Raw genomic sequence first — 19,610 nt, forward strand, 5'->3', positions numbered from 1 at the left:
TCCAAGGATTTTCCGTCACTGCCCACCATGGGAGAGGTGCTCCGGTCCACCACCGGACATGAGCCCGACCAGCGGGGCCACTGGGGGCCGTTCGGCGGCCGTTACGTCCCCGAGGCCCTGATGGCGGTGGTCGACGAGGTGACCGACGCCTACGCCAAGGCCCGGGCGGACGACGAGTACCTCGACGAGCTCGACCGGTTGCAGCTCCACTACTCGGGTAGGCCGTCGCCGTTGTACGAGGCGACGCGGTTCGGTGCGGAGATCGGTGCGCGGGTGTTCCTCAAGCGCGAGGACCTCAACCACACGGGTTCCCACAAGATCAACAACGTCCTCGGCCAGGCGCTGCTCGCGCAGCGGATGGGCAAGAAGCGGGTGATCGCGGAGACCGGCGCCGGTCAGCACGGGGTGGCCACGGCGACGGCGTGTGCCCTCCTCGGCCTCGAGTGCAAGGTCTACATGGGCGCGGTGGACGTGCGCAGGCAGGCGCTCAACGTGGCGCGGATGCGGTTGCTCGGTGCCGAGGTCGAGGCCGTGGAGATCGGTTCGGCCACGTTGAAGGACGCGATCAACGAGGCGATGCGGGACTGGGTCGCCCACGCGGACGACACCTATTACGCGTTCGGTACCGCGGCCGGGCCGCACCCCTTCCCGACGATGGTCCGCGACTTCCAGCGCGTCGTCGGCGCCGAGGCCCGGGTGCAGATCCTCGATCAGGCCGGTCGGCTGCCGGACGCCGCCGTGGCGTGCGTCGGCGGTGGTTCCAACGCGATCGGGTTGTTCCATTCGTTCATCGACGACGAATCGGTTCGTCTGGTCGGGTGCGAGGCCGGGGGTGACGGCGTGGGGTCCGGACGCACCGCGGCGACCGTCAACGCGGGGACGCCCGGGGTCTTCCAGGGTTCGTACGCCCATCTCATGCAGGACTCCGACGGGCAGACGATCGAGTCCCATTCGATCTCGGCGGGCCTGGACTACCCGGGTGTCGGGCCCGAGCATTCGCGCCTGGCGGAGATCGGGCGGGCCGAGTACCGCCCGATCACGGATACCCAGGCCATGGACGCGTTCGCTCAGTTGTGCCGCACCGAGGGCATCATCCCCGCCATCGAGTCGGCGCACGCGATCGCCGGTGCCGCGCAGCTCGCCGCGGAGGGCGTGGACCTCATCCTGGTCAACGTCTCCGGTCGCGGCGACAAGGACGTCGACACCGCCGCCCGGTGGTTCGGCCTGTTGGACGGGGGGACCCCGCCCGAGGCCGGGGTGGATTCGAGCCAGGGCGCCGACGACGGCGCGGGCGAGTTCGCGGACGGAGGAGTCGAGGGATGAGCGTTCTCAGTGACGTGTTCGAGCGGTGCCGGAGCGAGGACCGGGCCGCGCTCATCGGCTACTACCCGGCGGGTTACCCGACTCTCGAGGGGTCGATCGACGCCGTGCGCACGATGGTCGAGGGCGGATGCGACATCGTCGAGGTCGGCATCCCGTACTCCGATCCCATGATGGACGGGCCGACCATCCAGGCCGCCGCCGACACCGCGATCGAGGCCGGGTTCCGCGTGGCGGACACCTTTGAGGTGGTCCGCGCGGTCGCCGCGGCCGGTGCGGTCCCCGTGGTCATGACCTATTGGAACCCGGTGCTCCAGTACGGTGTCGACCGTTTCGCTGCCGACCTCGCCGCCGCCGGCGGTACCGGCGTCATCACGCCCGACCTCATCCCCGACGAGGCCGACGACTGGATCGCCGCGTCGGACGCCCACGGAATCGACCGGGTGTTCCTCGTCGCGCCGTCGTCGACCCCCGAGCGACTCGCGATGACGCTCTCCCACACGGGCGGTTTCGTCTACGTCCAGGCCGTCATGGGTGTCACCGGCGCCCGGGACGTCGTCTCGGACGCGCCCCGGACCCTCACCGCGCGGGTCCGTGAGATCTCCGGCCTCGCCTGTGGGGTCGGGCTGGGGGTGCGCAACGGTGAGCAGGCGGCCGAGATCGCCTCGTACGCCGACGGCGTGATCGTCGGGTCGGCACTCATCACGGCGGCGACCGAGGGGCTCGACGCCCTCGGGAGGCTGACCGCCGAGTTGGCCGAGGGCGTCCGTCGAACCGGAGCAGCGTCGTGATCCCCAGCCCTCCCCAGGGCGTCTGGGAGATCGGTCCGTTCCCCCTGCGTGCGTATGCCCTGTGGATCATCCTCGGCATCGTCGTCGCCATCTGGTGGGGCGAGAAGCGCTGGGTCGCCCGTGGCGGCCGGGCCGGGGTCGTGATCGACACGGCGCTGTGGGCGATCCCCTTCGGCCTGATCGGCGGACGGATCTACCACGTGGCCACCGATTGGTACCGCTACTTCGGAGAGGGCCGCGATCCCGTCGACGCGTTGAAGATCTGGGATGGCGGCCTGGGCATCTGGGGGGCGGTCGCGTTCGGCGCTCTCGGCGCCTACATCGGTCTGCGCCAACAGGGCATCCGGGCGCTGGGGGCGCTGGGCGATTCGATCGCCCCCGGCATCGTGTTGGCACAGGGGATCGGCCGACTGGGCAACTACTTCAACCAGGAGCTCTACGGCCGCGAGACCGATGTGCCCTGGGCGCTGGAGATCTACCAGCGCTACGACGAGTCCTACGGGTACTCGGAGACGATCGGGCGGTCGACCGGACAGGTGCTGGCGACCGTTCACCCGACATTCCTCTACGAACTGCTGTGGAACGTTCTCGTGGCGATCGCCCTGGTGCTGATCGACCGGCGGTTCCGCCTGGGCCACGGTCGGCTCTTCGCCCTCTATGTGGCGTTGTACTGCTTCGGTCGCTTCTGGGTGGAACTGCTGCGCGCGGACGCCGCCACGGAGGTGTTCGGACTGCGCATCAACACCATCGTCTCCCTCGTGGTGATGCTCGCCGCGCTGGTGTATCTCTGGCGGGCCCGCCGCGGCCGGGAGGAGGCCTCCGACCTGCGGGCGCCGGACGACGTCGGGGACGACCCGGCGGAGGGTGGTCCCGCGGGCGACGCACCCCCGTTGGCCGGTCGTTGACCTCGGGTTAACCGGGTGGCCGGTCGGGGGGACTAGATTGGTACGAGTGAATCGTCGTACCAAGATCGTCTGCACCCTGGGTCCCGCCGTCGCGTCGGAGGAAGGAATCCGAGAGCTGGTCGACGCGGGCATGGATGTCGCCCGCCTCAACTTCAGCCACGGAGAGCACTCCGACCACGAGGCCAACTACCGATGGGTCCGCAAGGCCTCCGACGAGTCCGGCCGGGCCGTCGGTGTCCTCGCGGACCTGCAGGGCCCCAAGATCCGACTCGGCCGCTTCCTCGAGGGCCGGCACGAGTGGGAGGAGGGCGACCGTGTCGTCATCACCGTCGCCGAGGTGGAGGGCACCAAGGATCGCGTCTCGACCACCTACAAGGGGCTGGCGAACGACGCCCGCCCGGGAGACCGCCTCCTCGTCGACGACGGCAACATCGGACTGACCGTCGAAAACGTCGACGGTGACGACGTCCAGTGCGTCGTGACCGAGGGCGGTACCGTCTCCAACAACAAGGGCGTGTCCCTGCCGGGCATGAACGTCTCGGTCCCCGCGTTGAGCGAGAAGGACATCGCCGACCTCCGGTTCGCCCTCGGCCTGGGGGCGGACTTCATCGCCCTGTCGTTCGTGCGGTCGCCGGCGGACGTCGACCTCGTGCACGAGGTGATGGACGAGGTGGGCATCCACGTTCCCATCATCGCCAAGCTGGAGAAGCCGGAAGCCGTCAAGAATCTCGAGTCCATCGTCCTGGCATTCGATGCCATCATGGTGGCCCGGGGCGACCTCGGCGTGGAGTTGCCGCTGCAGGAGGTGCCGCTGGTCCAGAAGCGTGCCATCCAGATCGCGCGCGAGAACGCCAAGCCCGTCATCGTGGCCACCCAGATGCTCGAGTCGATGATCACGAACTCCCGGCCCACCCGGGCCGAGGCGTCCGACGTGGCGAACGCCGTCCTCGACGGGGCGGACGCGGTGATGCTCTCGGGGGAGACCTCCGTCGGCAAGTACCCGATCGAGACCGTACGCACGATGTCGTCCATCGCACTCGCGGTGGAGTCGGACTCCACGGCCGCGCCGGATCTGGTGCACATCCCACGGACCAAGCGCGGTGTCATCTCCTACTCCGCCCGCGAGATCGGTGAGCGGCTGGGGGCGAAGGCGCTCGTCGCGGTCACCTCGACGGGGGATACGGTGCGGCGGCTCGCCCGTCTGCACAGCCACCTGCCGCTCATCGCCATCACCAGCGACCCCCGCATCCGCAGCCAGCTGGCGCTGACGTGGGGGACCGAGACCTTCCTCACCGACCGCGTCAACGACACGGCGGAGATCGTCAAGGTCACCGACGAGATGCTGCTCCCGCTCGACGGGTACAACGAGGACGACCTGATCGTGCTCGTCGCGGGGAACGTGCCGGGCGTCGAGGGGTCAACCAACTTCATCCTCGTCCACCGGATGGGCGAGGTCGACCACTGATCACCATCGGATAACAACCGACAGGCGCCGGTGAGCAAGCCGCTCACCGGCACTTTCGTCTGTGTTCGTGCCTTTGACGTGACAGAGTCGAGACACTTCTGTTACCTTCGTGGAGTCGACTGGGAAGCCGGTCACGTCCCTGCTTCACCCGCTCCAGTCTCCGAGGTTCCCTGATGTCCGACGCCACTCGCATTTCCTACGCCGAGCTCGCCGATCGACTCGGCGTCGAGGGCACCGGCGCGACCGCCGGGCGCCACCGCGCCGCCCGCTCGTCCAACATGGGCCGCCTCGTTGCCGGCACCGTCGCCGGCGCCGCCCTCTCCGGCGGCATGGCCATGGCCGCCGCCCCCGCAGCCTCCGCCCAGTCCGCCGAGATCAACGCCGACCAGCTGACCGAGATGGCGCAGGGCGTCATCCAGGGCATCGGCCTCACCGAGGACCAGCTTCGGGAGTACGCGATCGACCCGGCTGTGTTCGGCTCGCTCGGTGTCCCCTCGGTCGGTGGCGCCCACGCCCCGACCTACGGTCCGATCACCTCCGGCTTCGGCCCCCGTTGGGGAACGTTCCACAACGGCACGGACTTCGGTGCACCGATCGGGACCCCGATGTTCGCCGCCAAGTCCGGCACCGTCGTGGCTGCCGGCCCGGCCTCGGGGTACGGACTGTGGATCCGGATCCAGACCGACGACGGCCACCTGCTCGAGTACGGACACAACGACCAGAACCACGTCTCGGTCGGCCAGCGGGTCAACGCCGGGCAGGTCATCGGAACGGTCGGAAACCGCGGCTACTCCACCGGGCCGCACCTGCACTTCGGCGTGCGCAACCCGGCCGGCCAGTGGATCGACCCGGTGCCGTGGCTCCGCGCCAACGGCGTCGCCGTCTGATCGATCGACGCCCCCGACACGCACCCGTCGCGCCCCGTCTCCCCTCGAGGAGGCGGGGCGCGACCGCGTTGACGGGCCACGTGTCGGGCCTTTCTGACACAGTGGGGCGAGAGAGTCCACCACCAGTCGAGAGGCGATCCATGTCGCAGACCGTCAAGGGCGTCATCGCCCGTAGCAAGGGGGCCGAGGTCGAGTTGGTCGACGTCGTCGTCCCCGATCCCGGACCGAACGATGTCATCGTGCGGGTGCAGGCGTGCGGCGTCTGCCACACGGACCTGGCGTACCGGGACGGCGGGATCAACGACGAGTACCCGTTCCTGTTGGGCCACGAGGCCGCGGGCATCGTCGAGACCGTCGGTGACCGGGTCACCCATGTCGCCGAGGGCGACTACGTCGTCCTCAACTGGCGCGCGGTGTGCGGTGAGTGCCGGGCCTGCAAGCGTGGCCAGCCGCAGTACTGCTTCGCCACCCACAACGCGTCCAAGAAGATGACGCTGAGCGACGGCACCGAGCTCACCCCCGCGCTCGGCATCGGCGCGTTCATCGACAAGACCCTCGTCCACGAGGGGCAGTGCACCAAGGTCGACCCGGCGGCGGACCCGGCGGTCGCCGGACTGCTCGGATGCGGTGTCATGGCCGGCATCGGCGCGGCCGTCAACACCGGACAGGTCAGCCGTGGCCAGTCCGTCGCCGTCATCGGGTGCGGTGGAGTCGGTGTCGCCGCGGTCGTGGGCGCCCGACTTGCGGGCGCCTCGACGATCATCGCGGTCGATATCGACGACACCAAGCTCGAGTGGGCCAAGGACTTCGGTGCGACCCACGCGGTCAATTCGACCTCGACCGATCCGGTGGCCGCTATCCAGGAGCTCACGGACGGCTTCGGCGCCGACGTCGTGATCGACGCCGTCGGTCGGCCGGAGACGTACGAGCAGGCCTTCTACGCGCGTGATCTCGCCGGGACCGTGGTCCTGGTGGGCGTGCCCACGCCGGAGATGCGGTTGGAGTTGCCGCTGCTGGACTTCTTCGGCCGTGGTGGCTCGCTCAAGTCGTCCTGGTACGGCGACTGTCTGCCCGAGCGCGATTTCCCGATGCTCGTGGATCTGCATCTGCAGGGTCGGCTCCCGCTCGAGAAGTTCGTCTCCGAGCGGATCGGCATCGGGGCCGTCGAGGCGGCGTTCGAGGCGATGAAGTCCGGTTCAGTCCTCCGATCGGTGGTGACGATGTGAGCGAGATCCACACCAGCGCCGGGCACGCCGGCGGTCTGCGTATCGAGAAGGTCGTCACGAGCGGCATCTTCGCGCTCGACGGCGGCGAGTGGGAGGTCGACAACAACATCTGGATCCTCGGGGACGACTCCGAGGTGTACGTGATCGACGCCGCGCACACTGCCCAGCCGATTATCGACGCGGTGGCGGGCCGCCGGGTCAAGGGCATCCTGTGTTCGCACGCCCACAATGACCACATCACCGTGGCGCCGGAACTGTCGGAGAAGCTGGATGCGCCGATCCTGGTGCACCCGGGTGACCAGATGCTGTGGGACGAGACCCACCCCACCGTCTCCCACGGCGAGCTCTCCGACGGGCAGCGTCTGGAGATCGCGGGTACCCTCATCGACGTGATGAACACGCCCGGGCACTCACCGGGATCGTGCGTTTTCCACGTTCCCGAGGCGGGCGTGTTGTTCTCCGGCGACACCCTGTTCTCCGGCGGACCGGGGGCAACGGGCCGCTCGTACTCGGATTTCCCGACCATCATCACCTCCATCCGCGAGCGCATCCTCACGCTGCCCGCGGAGACGCTGGTGCACACCGGTCACGGTGACGGGACGAAGGTCGGGGACGAATCCCCGCACCTCGAGGAATGGATCGCCCGAGGGCACTGAGACCGCCGCCGTGGGCGCGGGGAGGACTGACGCGGGGGAGGGGCCGGGGAGATGACGACGACGAGGACGCCCGCAGAGTCCGGTCCTCCCACTCCGTGGCACACCCTCGCGCCCGCGGAGGTGTTGTCCCGCCTCGGTGCGGGCCCGGACGGGCTCACCAGCGCCGAGGCGGGCGCCCGTCTCGTCCGGCACGGGCCCAACACCTTGCCCGAGGCCGAGCGGGTGCCCGCGTGGCGGCGGGTGGCGAGGCTGTTGGCGGATCCGATGATCCTCGTGCTCGCGGTCGCGGCTGCGGTGAGCGCGGGGGTGTCCCGGGAATGGGAGACCCCCGTGGTCATCCTGCTGGTGGTCGCACTGAACACGATCCTCAACTACGTCCAGGAGACCCGTGCCGAGGCCGGTCTCGCAGCCCTACGCGATATGTCGGTCCCGCACAGCCGGGTGGTGCGGGACGGCGTGGAGGCCGAGATCGACAGCAGTGGGCTCGTCCCGGGCGACATCGTGGTGGTGGAGTCCGGAGACAGGGTCCCCGCCGACGGCCGGATGCTCTCCGGATCCCGGTTGCAGGTGGCCGAGGCGACGTTGACCGGGGAGTCGGCCCCGGTGGACAAGGCCGCGGGAGCGGTACAGGACGTCGACGCGCCTCTCGGAGACCGCGCTGGCATGGTCTTCATGAACACGGAGGTCACCCGGGGCCGGGCGCGCATCGTGGTGACCGGTACCGGTGAACACACCGAGATGGGCGCTATCGCGGACCTGCTGGGCGGTGCGGGCGCCGGTCCGACGCCGCTGCAGAAACGGATCGGTACGCTCGCCCGCGTCCTCACCGGGATCGCGCTGACCGTGGTGGGACTGGTCCTCGTGATCGGGCTCGTGCGCGGTCAGTCCTGGGAGGACATGCTCCTGTCCGCGGTCTCCCTGGCGGTGGCCACGATCCCGGAGGGGCTCACGGCGGTCGTGGCGTTCACGCTCGCGATGGGTGCCTCGCGCCTGGCCCGCGAGGGCGCGATCATCAAGAACCTCGCCGCCGTCGAGACACTCGGTTCGACGAGCCACATCGCGACGGACAAGACCGGGACCCTCACTCTCAACGAGATGACCGTCACGCGGATCGTCGCGGGCGGCGGGTCGTACTCCGTGACCGGGACCGGATACGACGGGGCCGGGACCGTCCTGTCGTCCGACCCGGACGTCGTACCGGACCTGAGACGGGCCGCGGTGGCCATGGCGTTGTGCAACGACGCGATCGTCGCCGACGGGCGACTGGTCGGAGATCCGACCGAGGGCGCACTGTTGGTGGCGGCGACCAAGTGCGGGATCGACGTCGAGGGGCTGCGCGCCGCCCGTCCGCGGGTGGCCCAGGTCCCGTTCGACTCGGCGTACAAGTTCATGGCGACGGTCAACCGCGCACCGGGTGGAGACCTCGTCCTCCACGTCAAGGGTGCCACCGGTGCCGTTCTGCCTCGCGCCACGCACGTCTGGGACGGGGCGACGGCGGTGGAGCTCGACGACGAGCGGCGTGGAGCGTTGCGCGCGGACACGGAGGGGCTCGCCGCGTCCGGCCTGCGCACGCTGCTCGTGGCTGCCCGGCCTTTCGGCGACGGTGACGGACAACCCGACGAGGACTCTCTGCTCGGCGAGGTCCGCGACCTGACCGTGCTCGCGGTGCTGGGGATCGTCGACCCACCGCGGCCACGTGCGGCCGAGTCGATACGCATCGCACACCAGGCGGGCATCTCGGTGCACATGATCACCGGTGACCATCTGGTCACGGCCTCGGCCATCGCCCGCGACCTCGGTATCGGCGGGGAGGCGGTGAGCGGTGTCGATCTGGACCGCATCGACGCCGAGGAGCTGTCCGCCCGGGCCGCTCGCCTCGGCGTGCTGGCCCGCGTGACCCCCGAGCACAAGATTCGGATGGTGCGGGCCCTCCAGGCTGACGGGGACGTGGTGGCGATGACGGGAGACGGTGTGAACGATGCGCCCGCCCTGCGCCAGGCCGACATCGGGATCGCCATGGGGATCACCGGTACCGACGTGTCCAAGGGCGCGGCGGACATGGTGCTCACCGACGACAACTTCTCGACGATCGTCTCCGCGGTGCGCCAGGGGCGGGGGATCTACGACAACATCGTCAAGTTCGTGAAGTTCCAGCTCACCACCGCGTGGGCGTTCGTGATCGTCTTCCTGGCGAGTGGTCTGTTGGGGCTGGCGACGGTGCCGTTCACCGCGCTGCAGGTTTTGTTGGTCAACATCGTCATGGACGGCCCGCCGGCGATGGCCCTGGGCGTCGAGCCTGTGGAGAAGGACGCCATGCGCAGGCCTCCGCGGCCGGCCGGCGAACAGATCCTCACTCCGGCGCGATTGGTGCGGATCCTCTGGCTGGGTGTGGTGATGGCCGGGGGTACCCTGCTCGTGCTGGCGTCCGCCGAGGCGGTGTTCCCCGATCGAGCAGGGGAACCGCTGTTCGCCACCACGTTGGCGTACGCGACGTTCGTCTTCTTCCAGGTGTTCAACCTGATGAATGTCCGATCCGACCACGGCTCGGTGTTCTCCCGCGACATGGCGCACAACGCCCCGATCTGGGTCGCGCTGGGCGCGGTGCCGCTGCTGCTGATCGCGGTGGTCCAGGTGCCGTTCCTGCAGGGCGTTTTCGACACCACCTCGCTCCGCGCCGACGAATGGCTGCTGGCCACCGCGGTGGCGTCGTCGATCCTCTGGCTGGAGGAGCTGCGCAAGGCCGGCGCGAGATGGCGTACGCGACGGGCCGGTGCGTCGGGCAGGATGGACGTGGTCTGACGCGCCCACCCGAGGGCGCCGCCACCACCGCGTCAGGTAGCGGGCGCGACACGGTCGGACCGACGAGGAGGAGTCATCATCATGGCCAGGGTCACCGCCAGCAACACCATCGTCATCGAGGCGCCCGTCGAGGCCGTGAGCGCGGCGATCGCCGACTACGCGCAGGTCCGGCCCCGCATCCAGCCCGAGCAGTTCAGCGCCTACCGCCTGATCGAGGGTGGACAGGGGGACGGCACCGTTGCGGCGTGGAACCTCCAGGCCACCAAGAAGCGAAGCCGGGACGTCAAGGCCAACGTCACTGTCGACGACGCCGCCGCGCACTGGTCACTCGTGGAGAAGGACGAGAACTCGTCCATGGCCACCACCTACACGGTGCGCGAGGCGACGGGGGGCGCGCTCGTCGAGATGACCACCTCGTGGGACGGCGCCGGGGGAGTGGGTGGATTCTTCGAGCGGACCTTCGCGCCGGCCGGGCTCAAGCGCATCCAACACGCCCTGCTGTCCAATCTCAAGGACGACCTCGAGGGGTAGCCGACCGGGCTCCGACCGGGCTCAGTCCGGCCGGGCTCAGTCCGGCCGGTCCGCCGAGCGGGAGCGGTCCGCCGAGGGACTCGTCGTAGTCGTGGTGGCGGACTCGGCCGCCTCGACATCCGTCCCCGTGGGCGCGGCCGCCGCGGCCGCCTCACGCGCGGCCTCGGCCTGTGCCGAGCCGGTCCGGAGCACGATCTGCGGCATGAACGCCAGGATCACCGAGGCGGCCACGGCGAGGATGCCGGCCACCAGATAGATCTCGGACATGCTCAGTGCGTAACCCTGCTCGAAGGGGTGGGCGACCAGCTCGGGAAGCCGGTTGATCACCGAGGAGTCCTTGGTGACCGTCTCCAGTGCCCCCGCGCCGGTGGTCGGGTCGGCGAGCGCCCGGACGATCCCGTACGCGTCGGGGTCCTGCCGCAGGACAGGGTCGGCGAGGCCCTCCCGTACGCCGCGGGCGAGGCTACCGTCGGCGGCGGCCTGCTTGAGTTCGCCCGAGATGGAGCCACCGACGCGGCTGAAGAGAATTGACAGGAACACCGCGACGCCGGCGGTGCCACCGAGCTGACGGAAGAAGGTGGCCGACGCGGTGGCCACACCGATCTCCCGCGGACTCACGGCGTTCTGGACGATAAGGGTGAGCGGCTGCATGCAGTTGCCGAGCCCGATGCCCAACACCAGCATGTAGACCATCACCAGCGTCAGCGACGTGTCGGCATCGATCGTCCACAGCAGGAACAGGCCGACAGCGGCCACCGCCGTGCCGAAGATCGGGAACTCGCGGACACGACCGGTCCTGGAGATGAGCTGGCCCGACACGATCGAGGCACCCATCATCCCCGCGACCAGCGGGAGCATCATGAGTCCCGACTCCATGGGATCGGCGCCGTGCACGATCTGCATGTACAGCGGCAGCGTCATCATGCCGCCGAACATGGCCATACCCACGATCACGCCTCCGACCGTGACGATCGCGAAGGTGCGGTCGCGGAACAGGCGGAGCGGGATGAGGGCCTGGTCGCCCGCGCGGGCCTCCACGATGAGGAAGAGCCCGATGCCGGCCAGCCCGACGATGTAGCAACCGAGGGCGGCAGGGGATCCCCACCCCCAGGTGTTGCCCTGCTCGGCCACCAGCAGGAGCGGCACGAGTCCGACGACGATCGCGGCGGCGCCCGCCCAGTCGACGCGATGGTCGACCCGGACGTTCTTGACGTTGAGCGTGATCATCACGAGGGTCAGGGCCGCCGCGCCGATGGGGACGTTGATGAGGAAGATCCAGCGCCACCCGTCGATGCCGAAGATCGTGTCGGCGCCGGCGAAGAACCCGCCGATCACCGGCCCGAGTACCGACGACGACGCGAAGACCGCCAGCATGTAGCCCTGGTACTTGGCGCGGTCACGCGGCGGGATGATGTCGCCGATGATCGCGAGCGCCAGGGACATCAGTGCGCCGGCGCCCAGTCCCTGGATGCCGCGGAAGACGGCGAGCATGTACATCGAGGTGGCGAGCGTGCAGAGCAATGAGCCGAACACGAAGATGACGATGCCGATCACGAAGAACGGCTTGCGCCCGTAGATGTCGGAGAGCTTGCCGTACAGGGGCGTCGAGATGGTGGACGTCATGAGATACGCGGTGGTGACCCACGCCTGGGCGTCAAGGCCCTGCAGGTCGTCGGCGATGGTGCGGATCGCCGTGCTCACGATGGTCTGGTCGAGGCTGGCCAGGAACATGGCGGACATGAGGCCGGCCAGGATGACGAGGATCTGGCGGTGCGTGAACTCGCCGTCCTCGCTTGCGTGGACCGAGGATGTCTTGGGAGTGGTCATCGGTTCTCCTCGGCGGAGGTGAGAGAGCAGAGTTCGGCGTGGAGGGAGTCGGCCAATCGGGCGAGGTCCGCGATGAAGGCGTCCGCCCGGTCCGGCGTCCAGTCCTCGAGGAGGCCGGCCATCCAGTCACCACTGCGCTCGAACACTTGGCTGACGAGATCGGTGCCCTCGGCGGTGAGTGTGACGAGGCTGGCACGTCCGTCATCGGGATCGGGGACCTTTGCGATGAGCCCGCGGGTCTCGAGTTGGCGGACCTGGCGACTCACCACCGAGACGTCGGTGTGGACTCGGGCGGCCAGGTCGGTGACCCGGGCCGGGCCGTCATGGATGGCGAACAGCAGCGGATGCGCGGACGGCTCGACGGCCTCGTCGTAGCGGGGCACCGAGAGGTTGACCGCACGCAGGAGTTTGACCACCCGCGAGAGGTCCACCACCAACCGGCCACCGCGTTCCGCGTCTATCGCCATCTTGACTCCTCGAACCGATTGCTTGCAACAAGCAAACATTACGCGCGTCGCGGACCACCGCGCCACCGGCTGGCGCGCGGGTGGAGAGGGCGGAGGCGGTGATGAGGTGATGAGGTGATGAGGTGATGAGAGGAATACGAGCGGGTCTGACCTCGCTCGAGCGGTGGTGCCCCCGGTCGGACTCGAACCGACACTGGACGGGTTTTGAATCCGTTGCCTCTGCCAATTGGGCTACGGGGGCGAACGCGGTGAACCGCTGGTCCGGAAGTCTAACCGACGACCGATGAGCGTCTGTCCGACGCCCGCCCTAGAGTGGCCGTGTGAGCACCACGAGTCAGACCGCAGAAGCCAACACCGCCCCCGGTTCGGGCGCCACCTCCGGCGCCACAGCGGGGGAGGGGCCCACCCGCCTGCTGCTCCTGGACGGGCACTCACTCGCGTTCCGTGCGTTCTACGCGCTGCCGGCCGAGAACTTCTCCACGGCGTCCGGGCAGCACACGAACGCCGTGTACGGATTCCTGTCGATGGTCGCCAACCTGGTGACCGAGGAGGAGCCCACGCACCTGGCCGTGGCGTTCGACGTCTCCCGTGCGACGCTGCACCGCACGGCGGAGTACCCCGAGTACAAATCCACCCGGTCGGCCGCGCCCGAGGAGTTCAAGGGGCAGGTCGAACTCATCCAGGAGGCGCTGGTGGCGCTGGGGGTGCGGACGCTGTCGCTGGAGGGCCACGAGGCCGACGACATCATCGCCACCCTCGCCACCCACTCGGGCGGTGCCGAGACGCTGATCTGCACCGGGGACCGCGACGCTCTGCAGTTGGTGTCCGACGAGGTCACCGTCCTCTATCCGGTCAAGGGGGTATCCGAGCTCGCCCGCTTCACACCCAGCGCCGTCGAGGCGAAGTACGGGGTGACACCGGCCCAGTACCCGGACGTCGCCGCGCTGCGCGGTGACACCTCCGACAACCTCCCGGGCGTGCCCAAGGTCGGCGACAAGACCGCAGCCAAGTGGATCACCCAGTACGGCACCCTCTCGGAGCTCATCGCGCACGCGGACGAGGTCAAGGGCAAGGTCGGTGAGAGCTTCCGCGAGCACCTGCCCCAGGTGCAGCTCAACCGGCGGATCACCGAGCTCACGCGTGACCTGGACCTGGGCGTCGAGATCAGGGACCTCGTCCGCGCCACCCCGGAGCGTGCCGACGTCAACGCACTGTTCGACCGGTTGGAATTCGGCCCCCAGGCGCGCGACCGATTCCTCTCCGCCTTCCTGCCGGAGGGCGCCCCCCAGCCCGCCGCCGAGGTGGAGCTCGAGCAGGCCTCGGTGCTGCACGCCGGCGAGGTCTCCGACTGGCTCGCCGCCCACGCGCCGGCCGGGCAGCGGCACGGCCTCGTCGTCGTCGGGCCCTCCCGACCCGGCGCGGGCGACGCGCAGACCATCACCATCGCCGCCGCCGGCGGAGCCTCCGGACACCTCGACCTCGCGAACATCGGGCCGGACGACGAGCAGGCGCTGCGCGCCTGGCTGGCCGACGACGCGGTATCCAAGGCGGTCCACGACGCCAAGGCCGCCACGCACGCACTGACGGGACGCGGGCTCCGGTTGGGCGGGGTGACCATGGACGTGGCCCTGGCCGCCTACCTGGTGCGACCCGGACAACGCAGCTACGGACTGGCGGAGCTGTTCCAACGTCACCTACAGCGCGAACTGCCCGAGGCTGAGGCGGGGGACAAGCAACTGTCCCTGCTCGACGATGTCGATGACGCCGAGACTGAGCAGAAGAACGCCGACGCCGCCGCGACCCGCGCCCGCGCGGTGGTCAATCTCGCGGAGCGGCTGGACGTGGAACTGGAGCAGGTGCACGGGGCGCGCCTGATGGCGGAGATGGAACTGCCGCTCGTGCCGGTGCTGGCGCGGATGGAATCGCTCGGGATCGCGGTGGACGGCAACGCCCTGGACGGGTTAAGGGACGACTTCGCCGACCGCGGGCGACAGGCGGCCGACGCCGCCTACGCCGCGATCGGCGGCGAACAGATCAACCTCGGCTCGCCCAAGCAGTTGCAGGTCGTGCTGTTCGAGACCCTCGGCATGCCCAAGACCAAGAAGACCAAGACCGGGTACACCACAGACGCCAAGGCGCTGGAGGAACTGCTCACCAAGGAGACGGGCGACACCCCGGGACGGGCGTTCCTCGAGGCACTACTGCTGCACCGCGAGACCACCAAGATGCGGACCACGGTCGAGGGGCTCATCAAGACCATCGGTGACGACGGGCGTATCCACACCACGTTCAACCAGACCGTGGCCGCGACCGGCCGGCTGTCCTCGACGGACCCCAATCTGCAGAACATCCCCGTGCGCACCGAGGACGGTCGACGCATCCGCGAGTCGTTCGTCGTGGGTGAGGGTTACGACTGTCTTCTCACCGCCGACTACAGCCAGATCGAGATGCGGGTGATGGCACACCTGTCCGGCGACGCAGGGCTCATCGAGGCGTTCCGGACGGGGGAGGATCTCCACTCGTTCGTCGGCTCGCGCGCGTTCGGCGTGCCGATCGACGAGGTCACCCCGGAGCTCCGTCGCCGGGTCAAGGCCATGAGCTACGGGCTGGCCTACGGGCTCAGCGCGTTCGGCCTCGCCGCCCAGCTCGGGATCAGCCAGGGTGAGGCGAAAGAGCAGATGGAGGCCTACTTCTCTCGCTTCGGCGGCGTGCGCGACTACCTGCGCGCAGTGGTCGAACAGGCCCGCCGAGACGGCTACACGGAGACACTGTTCGGGCGGCGTCGCTACCTGCCCGAGCTCAACTCGGACAACCGGCTCAAGCGGGAGAACGCCGAACGTGCCGCGCTCAACGCACCCATCCAGGGCACGGCCGCCGACATCATCAAGGCGGCCATGCTCAAGGTCGACGCGGACCTCACCGAACGGGGGCTGAAGAGCCGCCTTCTACTCCAGGTCCACGACGAACTCGTGCTCGAGGTGGCGGAGGGCGAACTCGACGAGGTCCGGGGCCTGGTCGTGGACCGCATGTACTCGGCTATCGAGCTCGACGTCCCGCTGGACGTCTCGACCGGAACCGGTCCGGATTGGGACTCGGCGGCGCACTGACCGTCCCGTTGCCCTGCCGGGCGGCAGCCGACCTGTACCCTAAGTTCATTTCAGATTCGGCTCCACGACGCCTGAAAGGGCACCCCATGACGATCACCTCCCGGCGCGGCCTGCGCGCCGCCATGGCCCTGACCGCCACCGCGGCCCTCGCGCTGACCGGTTGCACCACCAACACCGAGGGGCCGCAGGACTCCGGGGAGCCTCGTGACGAGGTGTCTCTCGAGACCGATGAGGAGATCGCCGCACTCGTCCCGGCCGAGATCCGTGACAAGGGCGTCATCGTGATCGGCACCAATCCGCCGTACGCGCCCAACGAGTTCAAGAACGAGAGTGGCGAGATCGTCGGCTTCGACATCGACGTGATGACCGCCGCCGCCCAGCTGATGGGGCTTCGCGCGGAGTTCCGCGAGTCCGACTTCGAGAAGATCATCCCGGCGATCGAGGGCGGCACCATGGACATGGGAGCCTCGTCGTTCACGGTCAACGACGAGCGGCTCCAGACCGTCGACTTCGTCACCTACTTCGAAGCCGGCATCCAGTGGGCAGCCGCCGCCGGCAACGACGTCGACCCCGATGACGCCTGCGGCCTGAACGTCGCCGTCCAGCGGACCACGGTCTCCGACCAGGAGGACGTGCCCGCCCGCAGCGAGGCCTGCGTCGCGGCCGGGAAGCCCGCGATCGAGAAGGTCCAATTCGATTCCCAGGACGAGGCCTCGACCGCCGTGGCGCTCGGGAAGGTCGACGCGATGTCCGCCGACTCGCCCATCTCCGCCTACGCGGTCAAGCAGTCCGAGGGCAAGATGCAGCTCGTCGGCGACGTGTTCGACTCCGCCCCCTACGGCTGGCCCGTCCGCAAGGACTCGGAACTCGCCGCCGCCCTCGAGGCTGCCGCCGACAAGCTCATCGAGACCGGCGACTTCGAGACGATCGCCCAGAACTGGGGCCTCGAGGCCGGGCTCATCGATGACGCCGAGATCCGGAAGGGCTGAGTGACCGGTAGGTGAGTACCGCGCAGAAGGGGGCGGACGCCCCCGCGGCGGAGGCCCCGGAACCGATCCGGGCGGTGCCTCTCCGGCACCCGTGGCGTTGGGTGTCGGCGACCGTCGTACTGGTCCTGGTGTTCCTGTTCATCTGGGGCGCGGCGACCAACCCGGCCTACGGGTGGGACACCTACGCCCGCTACCTGTTCGACACCAGGTTCGGCATGGCCGTGTTCTACACGATCGCGCTGACGCTGCTGTCGATGATCCTCGCCGTGGTCCTCGGCGTCATCCTCTCGGTGATGCGGATGAGCAGCAACCCCGTGCTCAAAGCAGTCGCCTGGGTGTACCTGTGGATCTTCCGCGGAACGCCGATCTACGTGCAGTTGCTGTTCTGGGGCCTGATCTTCACCCTGTACCGCCAGGTCCAGTTCGGGATCCCGTTCACCGACCTTCAGTTCGTCCGGTTCGACGACACGATGGTCCTGTACTCGGCGTTCTGGCTGGCCGTGGTGGGCCTGGCCATGAACGAGGCCGCGTACATGGCGGAGATCGTCCGCGCGGGCATCTCGTCGGTTCCCGAGGGGCAGGCCGAGGCCTCGACCGCACTGGGGATGACGTGGGGCCAGACGATGCGGCGGACCATCCTGCCGCAGGCGATGCGGGTCATCATCCCGCCGACGGGCAACGAGTTCATCTCGATGCTCAAGACCACCTCACTCGTCGTGGCGATCCCGTTCTCCGGTGAGCTCTACGGGCAGGCGCGCGACATCTCGGGCGTCAACTTCCAGCCCATCCCGCTCCTTCTGGTCGCCGCCACCTGGTACCTGGTCATCACCAGCGTGCTCATGGTGGGTCAGCACTACCTCGAGAAGCGCTTCTCCCGCGGCGCCACCCGGAAGCTCACCGGCCGGCAACTGCGCGCACTCGCCGATGCGGACGGGCTCACCCCGTCCGCCCTCGCCGCGGTCAAGGGCACCGATCAGTCGGGAGGGATGGCATGACGACGATGGTCAGGGCCGAGCAGGTCTGCAAGAACTTCGGGTCGCTGCGCGTCCTCAAGGGCATCGACCTCGAGGTCGCCGCCGGTGAGGTGCTGTGCCTGGTGGGGCCCTCCGGATCGGGCAAGTCCACCTTCCTCCGGTGTATCAACCACCTGGAGCGGGTCGACGCCGGCAGGCTCTACGTCGACGGCGAGCTGGTGGGCTACCGGGAGAAGGGTGACAAGCTCTTCGAGATCTCCCCGAAGCAGGCAGCCCGCCAGCGACGGGACATCGGCATGGTGTTCCAGCACTTCAACCTGTTCCTCCACCGCACCGCCCTCGAGAACGTCATCGAGGCGCCGATGTTGGTCAAAGGCCAGTCGCGTGGGGAGGCCACCGAGCGGGCCCGCGACCTGCTCGCGAAGGTGGGTCTCGCCGCCAAGGCCGATGCCTACCCGGCCCAGCTGTCCGGCGGGCAGCAGCAGCGCGTGGCGATCGCCCGGGCCCTGGCCATGGACCCCAAGCTGATGCTGTTCGACGAGCCGACCTCGGCCCTCGACCCCGAGCTGGTCGGGGAGGTCCTCGGCGTGATGCGCGATCTCGCGGACGCGGGGATGACTATGGTCGTGGTCACCCACGAGATGGGGTTCGCCCGGGAGGTCGCCGACACGGTGGCGTTCATGGACGACGGGGTCGTGGTGGAGTCCGGCACACCCGCGGACGTTCTCACCTCGCCGTCACATCAACGGACCAAGGACTTCCTGTCCAAGATCCTGTGACGCCGGGGCGGGTCCGGCGAGGGTGGGTCAGGAGAGCGTGGCCACGAAGATCGCCGTGCCGGGGAAGATCCCGCCACGCAGCGGGCTCCACTGCCCCCACTCCCGGTCCAGCCACTCCGGCCACTCCGGCTCGATGAGGTCCTGCACCACGAACCCGGCGGCGACCAGTTCGCGGATCCGGTCGCCCACCGTCCTGTGGTGCTCGACATAGGTCAGCTGGCCGTCGTCGTCGTACTCGGTGTACGGCGAGCGGTCGAAGTAGGGGAACACGGCCAACAGACCCTCCGGGCCCGGATCGTCGCGGAAGATCCACCGCATGGGGTGGTTGACCGAGAAGACGAACCGGCCGCCCGGTCGCAGGACGCGCGCCGCCTCCGCCATCACGCCCGCGGAGTCCGCCACGAACGGGATGGCTCCGAACGCCGAGAACGCGACATCGAAACTGCCGTCCGCGAACGGCAGCCGGCCGGCGTCGGCCTGGATGAGGGGTACGGTCGCCGCCGGGCCCGTCGCCCGGCTCGCAGCCTCAGCCCCCACACGGAGCATCCCGGCCGAGAGGTCCACGGCCACGGCACGGGCGCCCCGGCCGGCGATCCACCGGGAGCACGGAGCCGACCCCGACCCGATCTCGAGCACGTCGCGGCCCTCCACGTCACCGAGCAGGTGCCAGTCACCTTCGTGCAGGCCCTCGGGGCACCAGACGAACTCGCCGTCGGCGGAGTGGGCGCCGAGGAAGTCGCCGTGGTGATGGTGGTAATCCGTCGCCTCCGAGTCCCACCACATCCGTGAGGCTCGGACCGACTCTCCATGTCCTGGGGGGTTTGTGGACGTCACGTGTGAAGCGTACAGTTGACGGTCGCGTGCGTACGCGCTCGCTTTCTTCCCGT

Annotated in this window: 16 protein-coding genes and 1 tRNA gene; 13 read left to right on the plus strand and 4 right to left on the minus strand. The window is 69.1% G+C overall.

Going from position 1 to position 19,610, the window contains the following annotated elements; all coding sequences use genetic code 11:
* The first annotated feature begins 27 nt into the window (after nt 1-27).
* The 9 genes from trpB to NR111_RS07825 all read left to right on the plus strand — a co-directional run bounded on the left by trpB (nt 28) and on the right by NR111_RS07825 (nt 10,580).
* Entirely contained in the window at nt 28-1,323 is a 1,296-nt protein-coding gene (gene trpB / locus NR111_RS07785; RefSeq protein ID WP_069390397.1) for a tryptophan synthase subunit beta, read from the plus strand.
* Entirely contained in the window at nt 1,320-2,111 is a 792-nt protein-coding gene (trpA, locus tag NR111_RS07790; RefSeq protein WP_067713990.1) for a tryptophan synthase subunit alpha, read from the plus strand. The genes trpB and trpA overlap by 4 nt, the downstream gene beginning before the upstream one ends.
* Nucleotides 2,108-3,016, plus strand: coding sequence for a prolipoprotein diacylglyceryl transferase (gene lgt / locus NR111_RS07795; protein WP_067713993.1), 909 nt, complete (start codon nt 2,108-2,110; stop codon nt 3,014-3,016). The genes trpA and lgt overlap by 4 nt, the downstream gene beginning before the upstream one ends.
* Before the next feature lie 46 nt (nt 3,017-3,062).
* Entirely contained in the window at nt 3,063-4,481 is a 1,419-nt protein-coding gene (gene pyk / locus NR111_RS07800) for a pyruvate kinase (protein ID WP_067713995.1), read from the plus strand.
* A gap of 173 nt (nt 4,482-4,654) precedes the next feature.
* A complete protein-coding gene (locus NR111_RS07805; protein WP_082923784.1) occupies nt 4,655-5,368 on the plus strand; it encodes a M23 family metallopeptidase in 714 nt (237 codons plus the stop codon).
* 140 nt (nt 5,369-5,508) lie between these two features.
* Nucleotides 5,509-6,594, plus strand: a complete 1,086-nt coding sequence (locus NR111_RS07810) for an S-(hydroxymethyl)mycothiol dehydrogenase (protein ID WP_256820480.1) — start codon at nt 5,509-5,511, stop codon at nt 6,592-6,594.
* Complete coding sequence (locus NR111_RS07815; RefSeq protein WP_256820481.1) at nt 6,591-7,250, plus strand: MBL fold metallo-hydrolase; 660 nt, start codon at nt 6,591-6,593, stop codon at nt 7,248-7,250. The genes NR111_RS07810 and NR111_RS07815 overlap by 4 nt, the downstream gene beginning before the upstream one ends.
* A gap of 51 nt (nt 7,251-7,301) precedes the next feature.
* A complete protein-coding gene (locus tag NR111_RS07820) occupies nt 7,302-10,049 on the plus strand; it encodes a cation-translocating P-type ATPase (RefSeq protein WP_096905580.1) in 2,748 nt (915 codons plus the stop codon).
* Nucleotides 10,050-10,130: 81 nt separating this feature from the next.
* Complete coding sequence (locus NR111_RS07825) at nt 10,131-10,580, plus strand: SRPBCC family protein (RefSeq protein ID WP_067714004.1); 450 nt, start codon at nt 10,131-10,133, stop codon at nt 10,578-10,580.
* A gap of 36 nt (nt 10,581-10,616) precedes the next feature.
* On the opposite strand, the gene NR111_RS07830 is transcribed toward NR111_RS07825, so the two are convergent.
* The 3 genes from NR111_RS07830 to NR111_RS07840 all read right to left on the minus strand — a co-directional run bounded on the left by NR111_RS07830 (nt 10,617) and on the right by NR111_RS07840 (nt 13,115).
* Nucleotides 10,617-12,407 (minus strand): MDR family MFS transporter, encoded by a 1,791-nt coding sequence (locus NR111_RS07830; protein WP_256820482.1) that lies wholly within the window; start codon nt 12,405-12,407, stop codon nt 10,617-10,619.
* A complete protein-coding gene (locus tag NR111_RS07835; protein ID WP_067714010.1) occupies nt 12,404-12,874 on the minus strand; it encodes a MarR family winged helix-turn-helix transcriptional regulator in 471 nt (156 codons plus the stop codon). Before NR111_RS07835 ends, NR111_RS07830 begins: the two co-directional genes overlap by 4 nt.
* Nucleotides 12,875-13,038: 164 nt before the next feature.
* Nucleotides 13,039-13,115 (minus strand) — tRNA-Leu (locus NR111_RS07840).
* A gap of 79 nt (nt 13,116-13,194) precedes the next feature.
* Between NR111_RS07840 and polA the strand changes: the two genes are divergently transcribed.
* From polA to NR111_RS07860, 4 genes are all read left to right on the plus strand, one after another.
* On the plus strand, nt 13,195-15,981 hold the full coding sequence (polA, locus tag NR111_RS07845; protein ID WP_256820483.1) for a DNA polymerase I: 2,787 nt from the start codon (nt 13,195-13,197) through the stop codon (nt 15,979-15,981).
* An 86-nt stretch (nt 15,982-16,067) separates the two neighbouring features.
* Nucleotides 16,068-16,970, plus strand: coding sequence for an ABC transporter substrate-binding protein (locus tag NR111_RS07850; RefSeq protein WP_067714013.1), 903 nt, complete (start codon nt 16,068-16,070; stop codon nt 16,968-16,970).
* A gap of 11 nt (nt 16,971-16,981) precedes the next feature.
* Complete coding sequence (locus tag NR111_RS07855; protein ID WP_067714016.1) at nt 16,982-17,965, plus strand: amino acid ABC transporter permease; 984 nt, start codon at nt 16,982-16,984, stop codon at nt 17,963-17,965.
* The gene (locus NR111_RS07860) at nt 17,962-18,723 is read left to right on the plus strand and encodes an amino acid ABC transporter ATP-binding protein (RefSeq protein ID WP_067714019.1); all 762 of its coding nucleotides are present in this window, start codon (nt 17,962-17,964) and stop codon (nt 18,721-18,723) included. The genes NR111_RS07855 and NR111_RS07860 overlap by 4 nt, the downstream gene beginning before the upstream one ends.
* A 27-nt stretch (nt 18,724-18,750) precedes the next feature.
* Here NR111_RS07860 and NR111_RS07865 read toward each other — a convergent pair whose 3' ends face one another.
* The gene (locus NR111_RS07865; protein WP_256820512.1) at nt 18,751-19,506 is read right to left on the minus strand and encodes a class I SAM-dependent methyltransferase; all 756 of its coding nucleotides are present in this window, start codon (nt 19,504-19,506) and stop codon (nt 18,751-18,753) included.
* Nucleotides 19,507-19,610 lie beyond the last annotated feature (104 nt).

Source organism: Dietzia sp. Die43, assembly GCF_024519835.1.
Classification (GTDB): domain Bacteria; phylum Actinomycetota; class Actinomycetes; order Mycobacteriales; family Mycobacteriaceae; genus Dietzia; species Dietzia kunjamensis.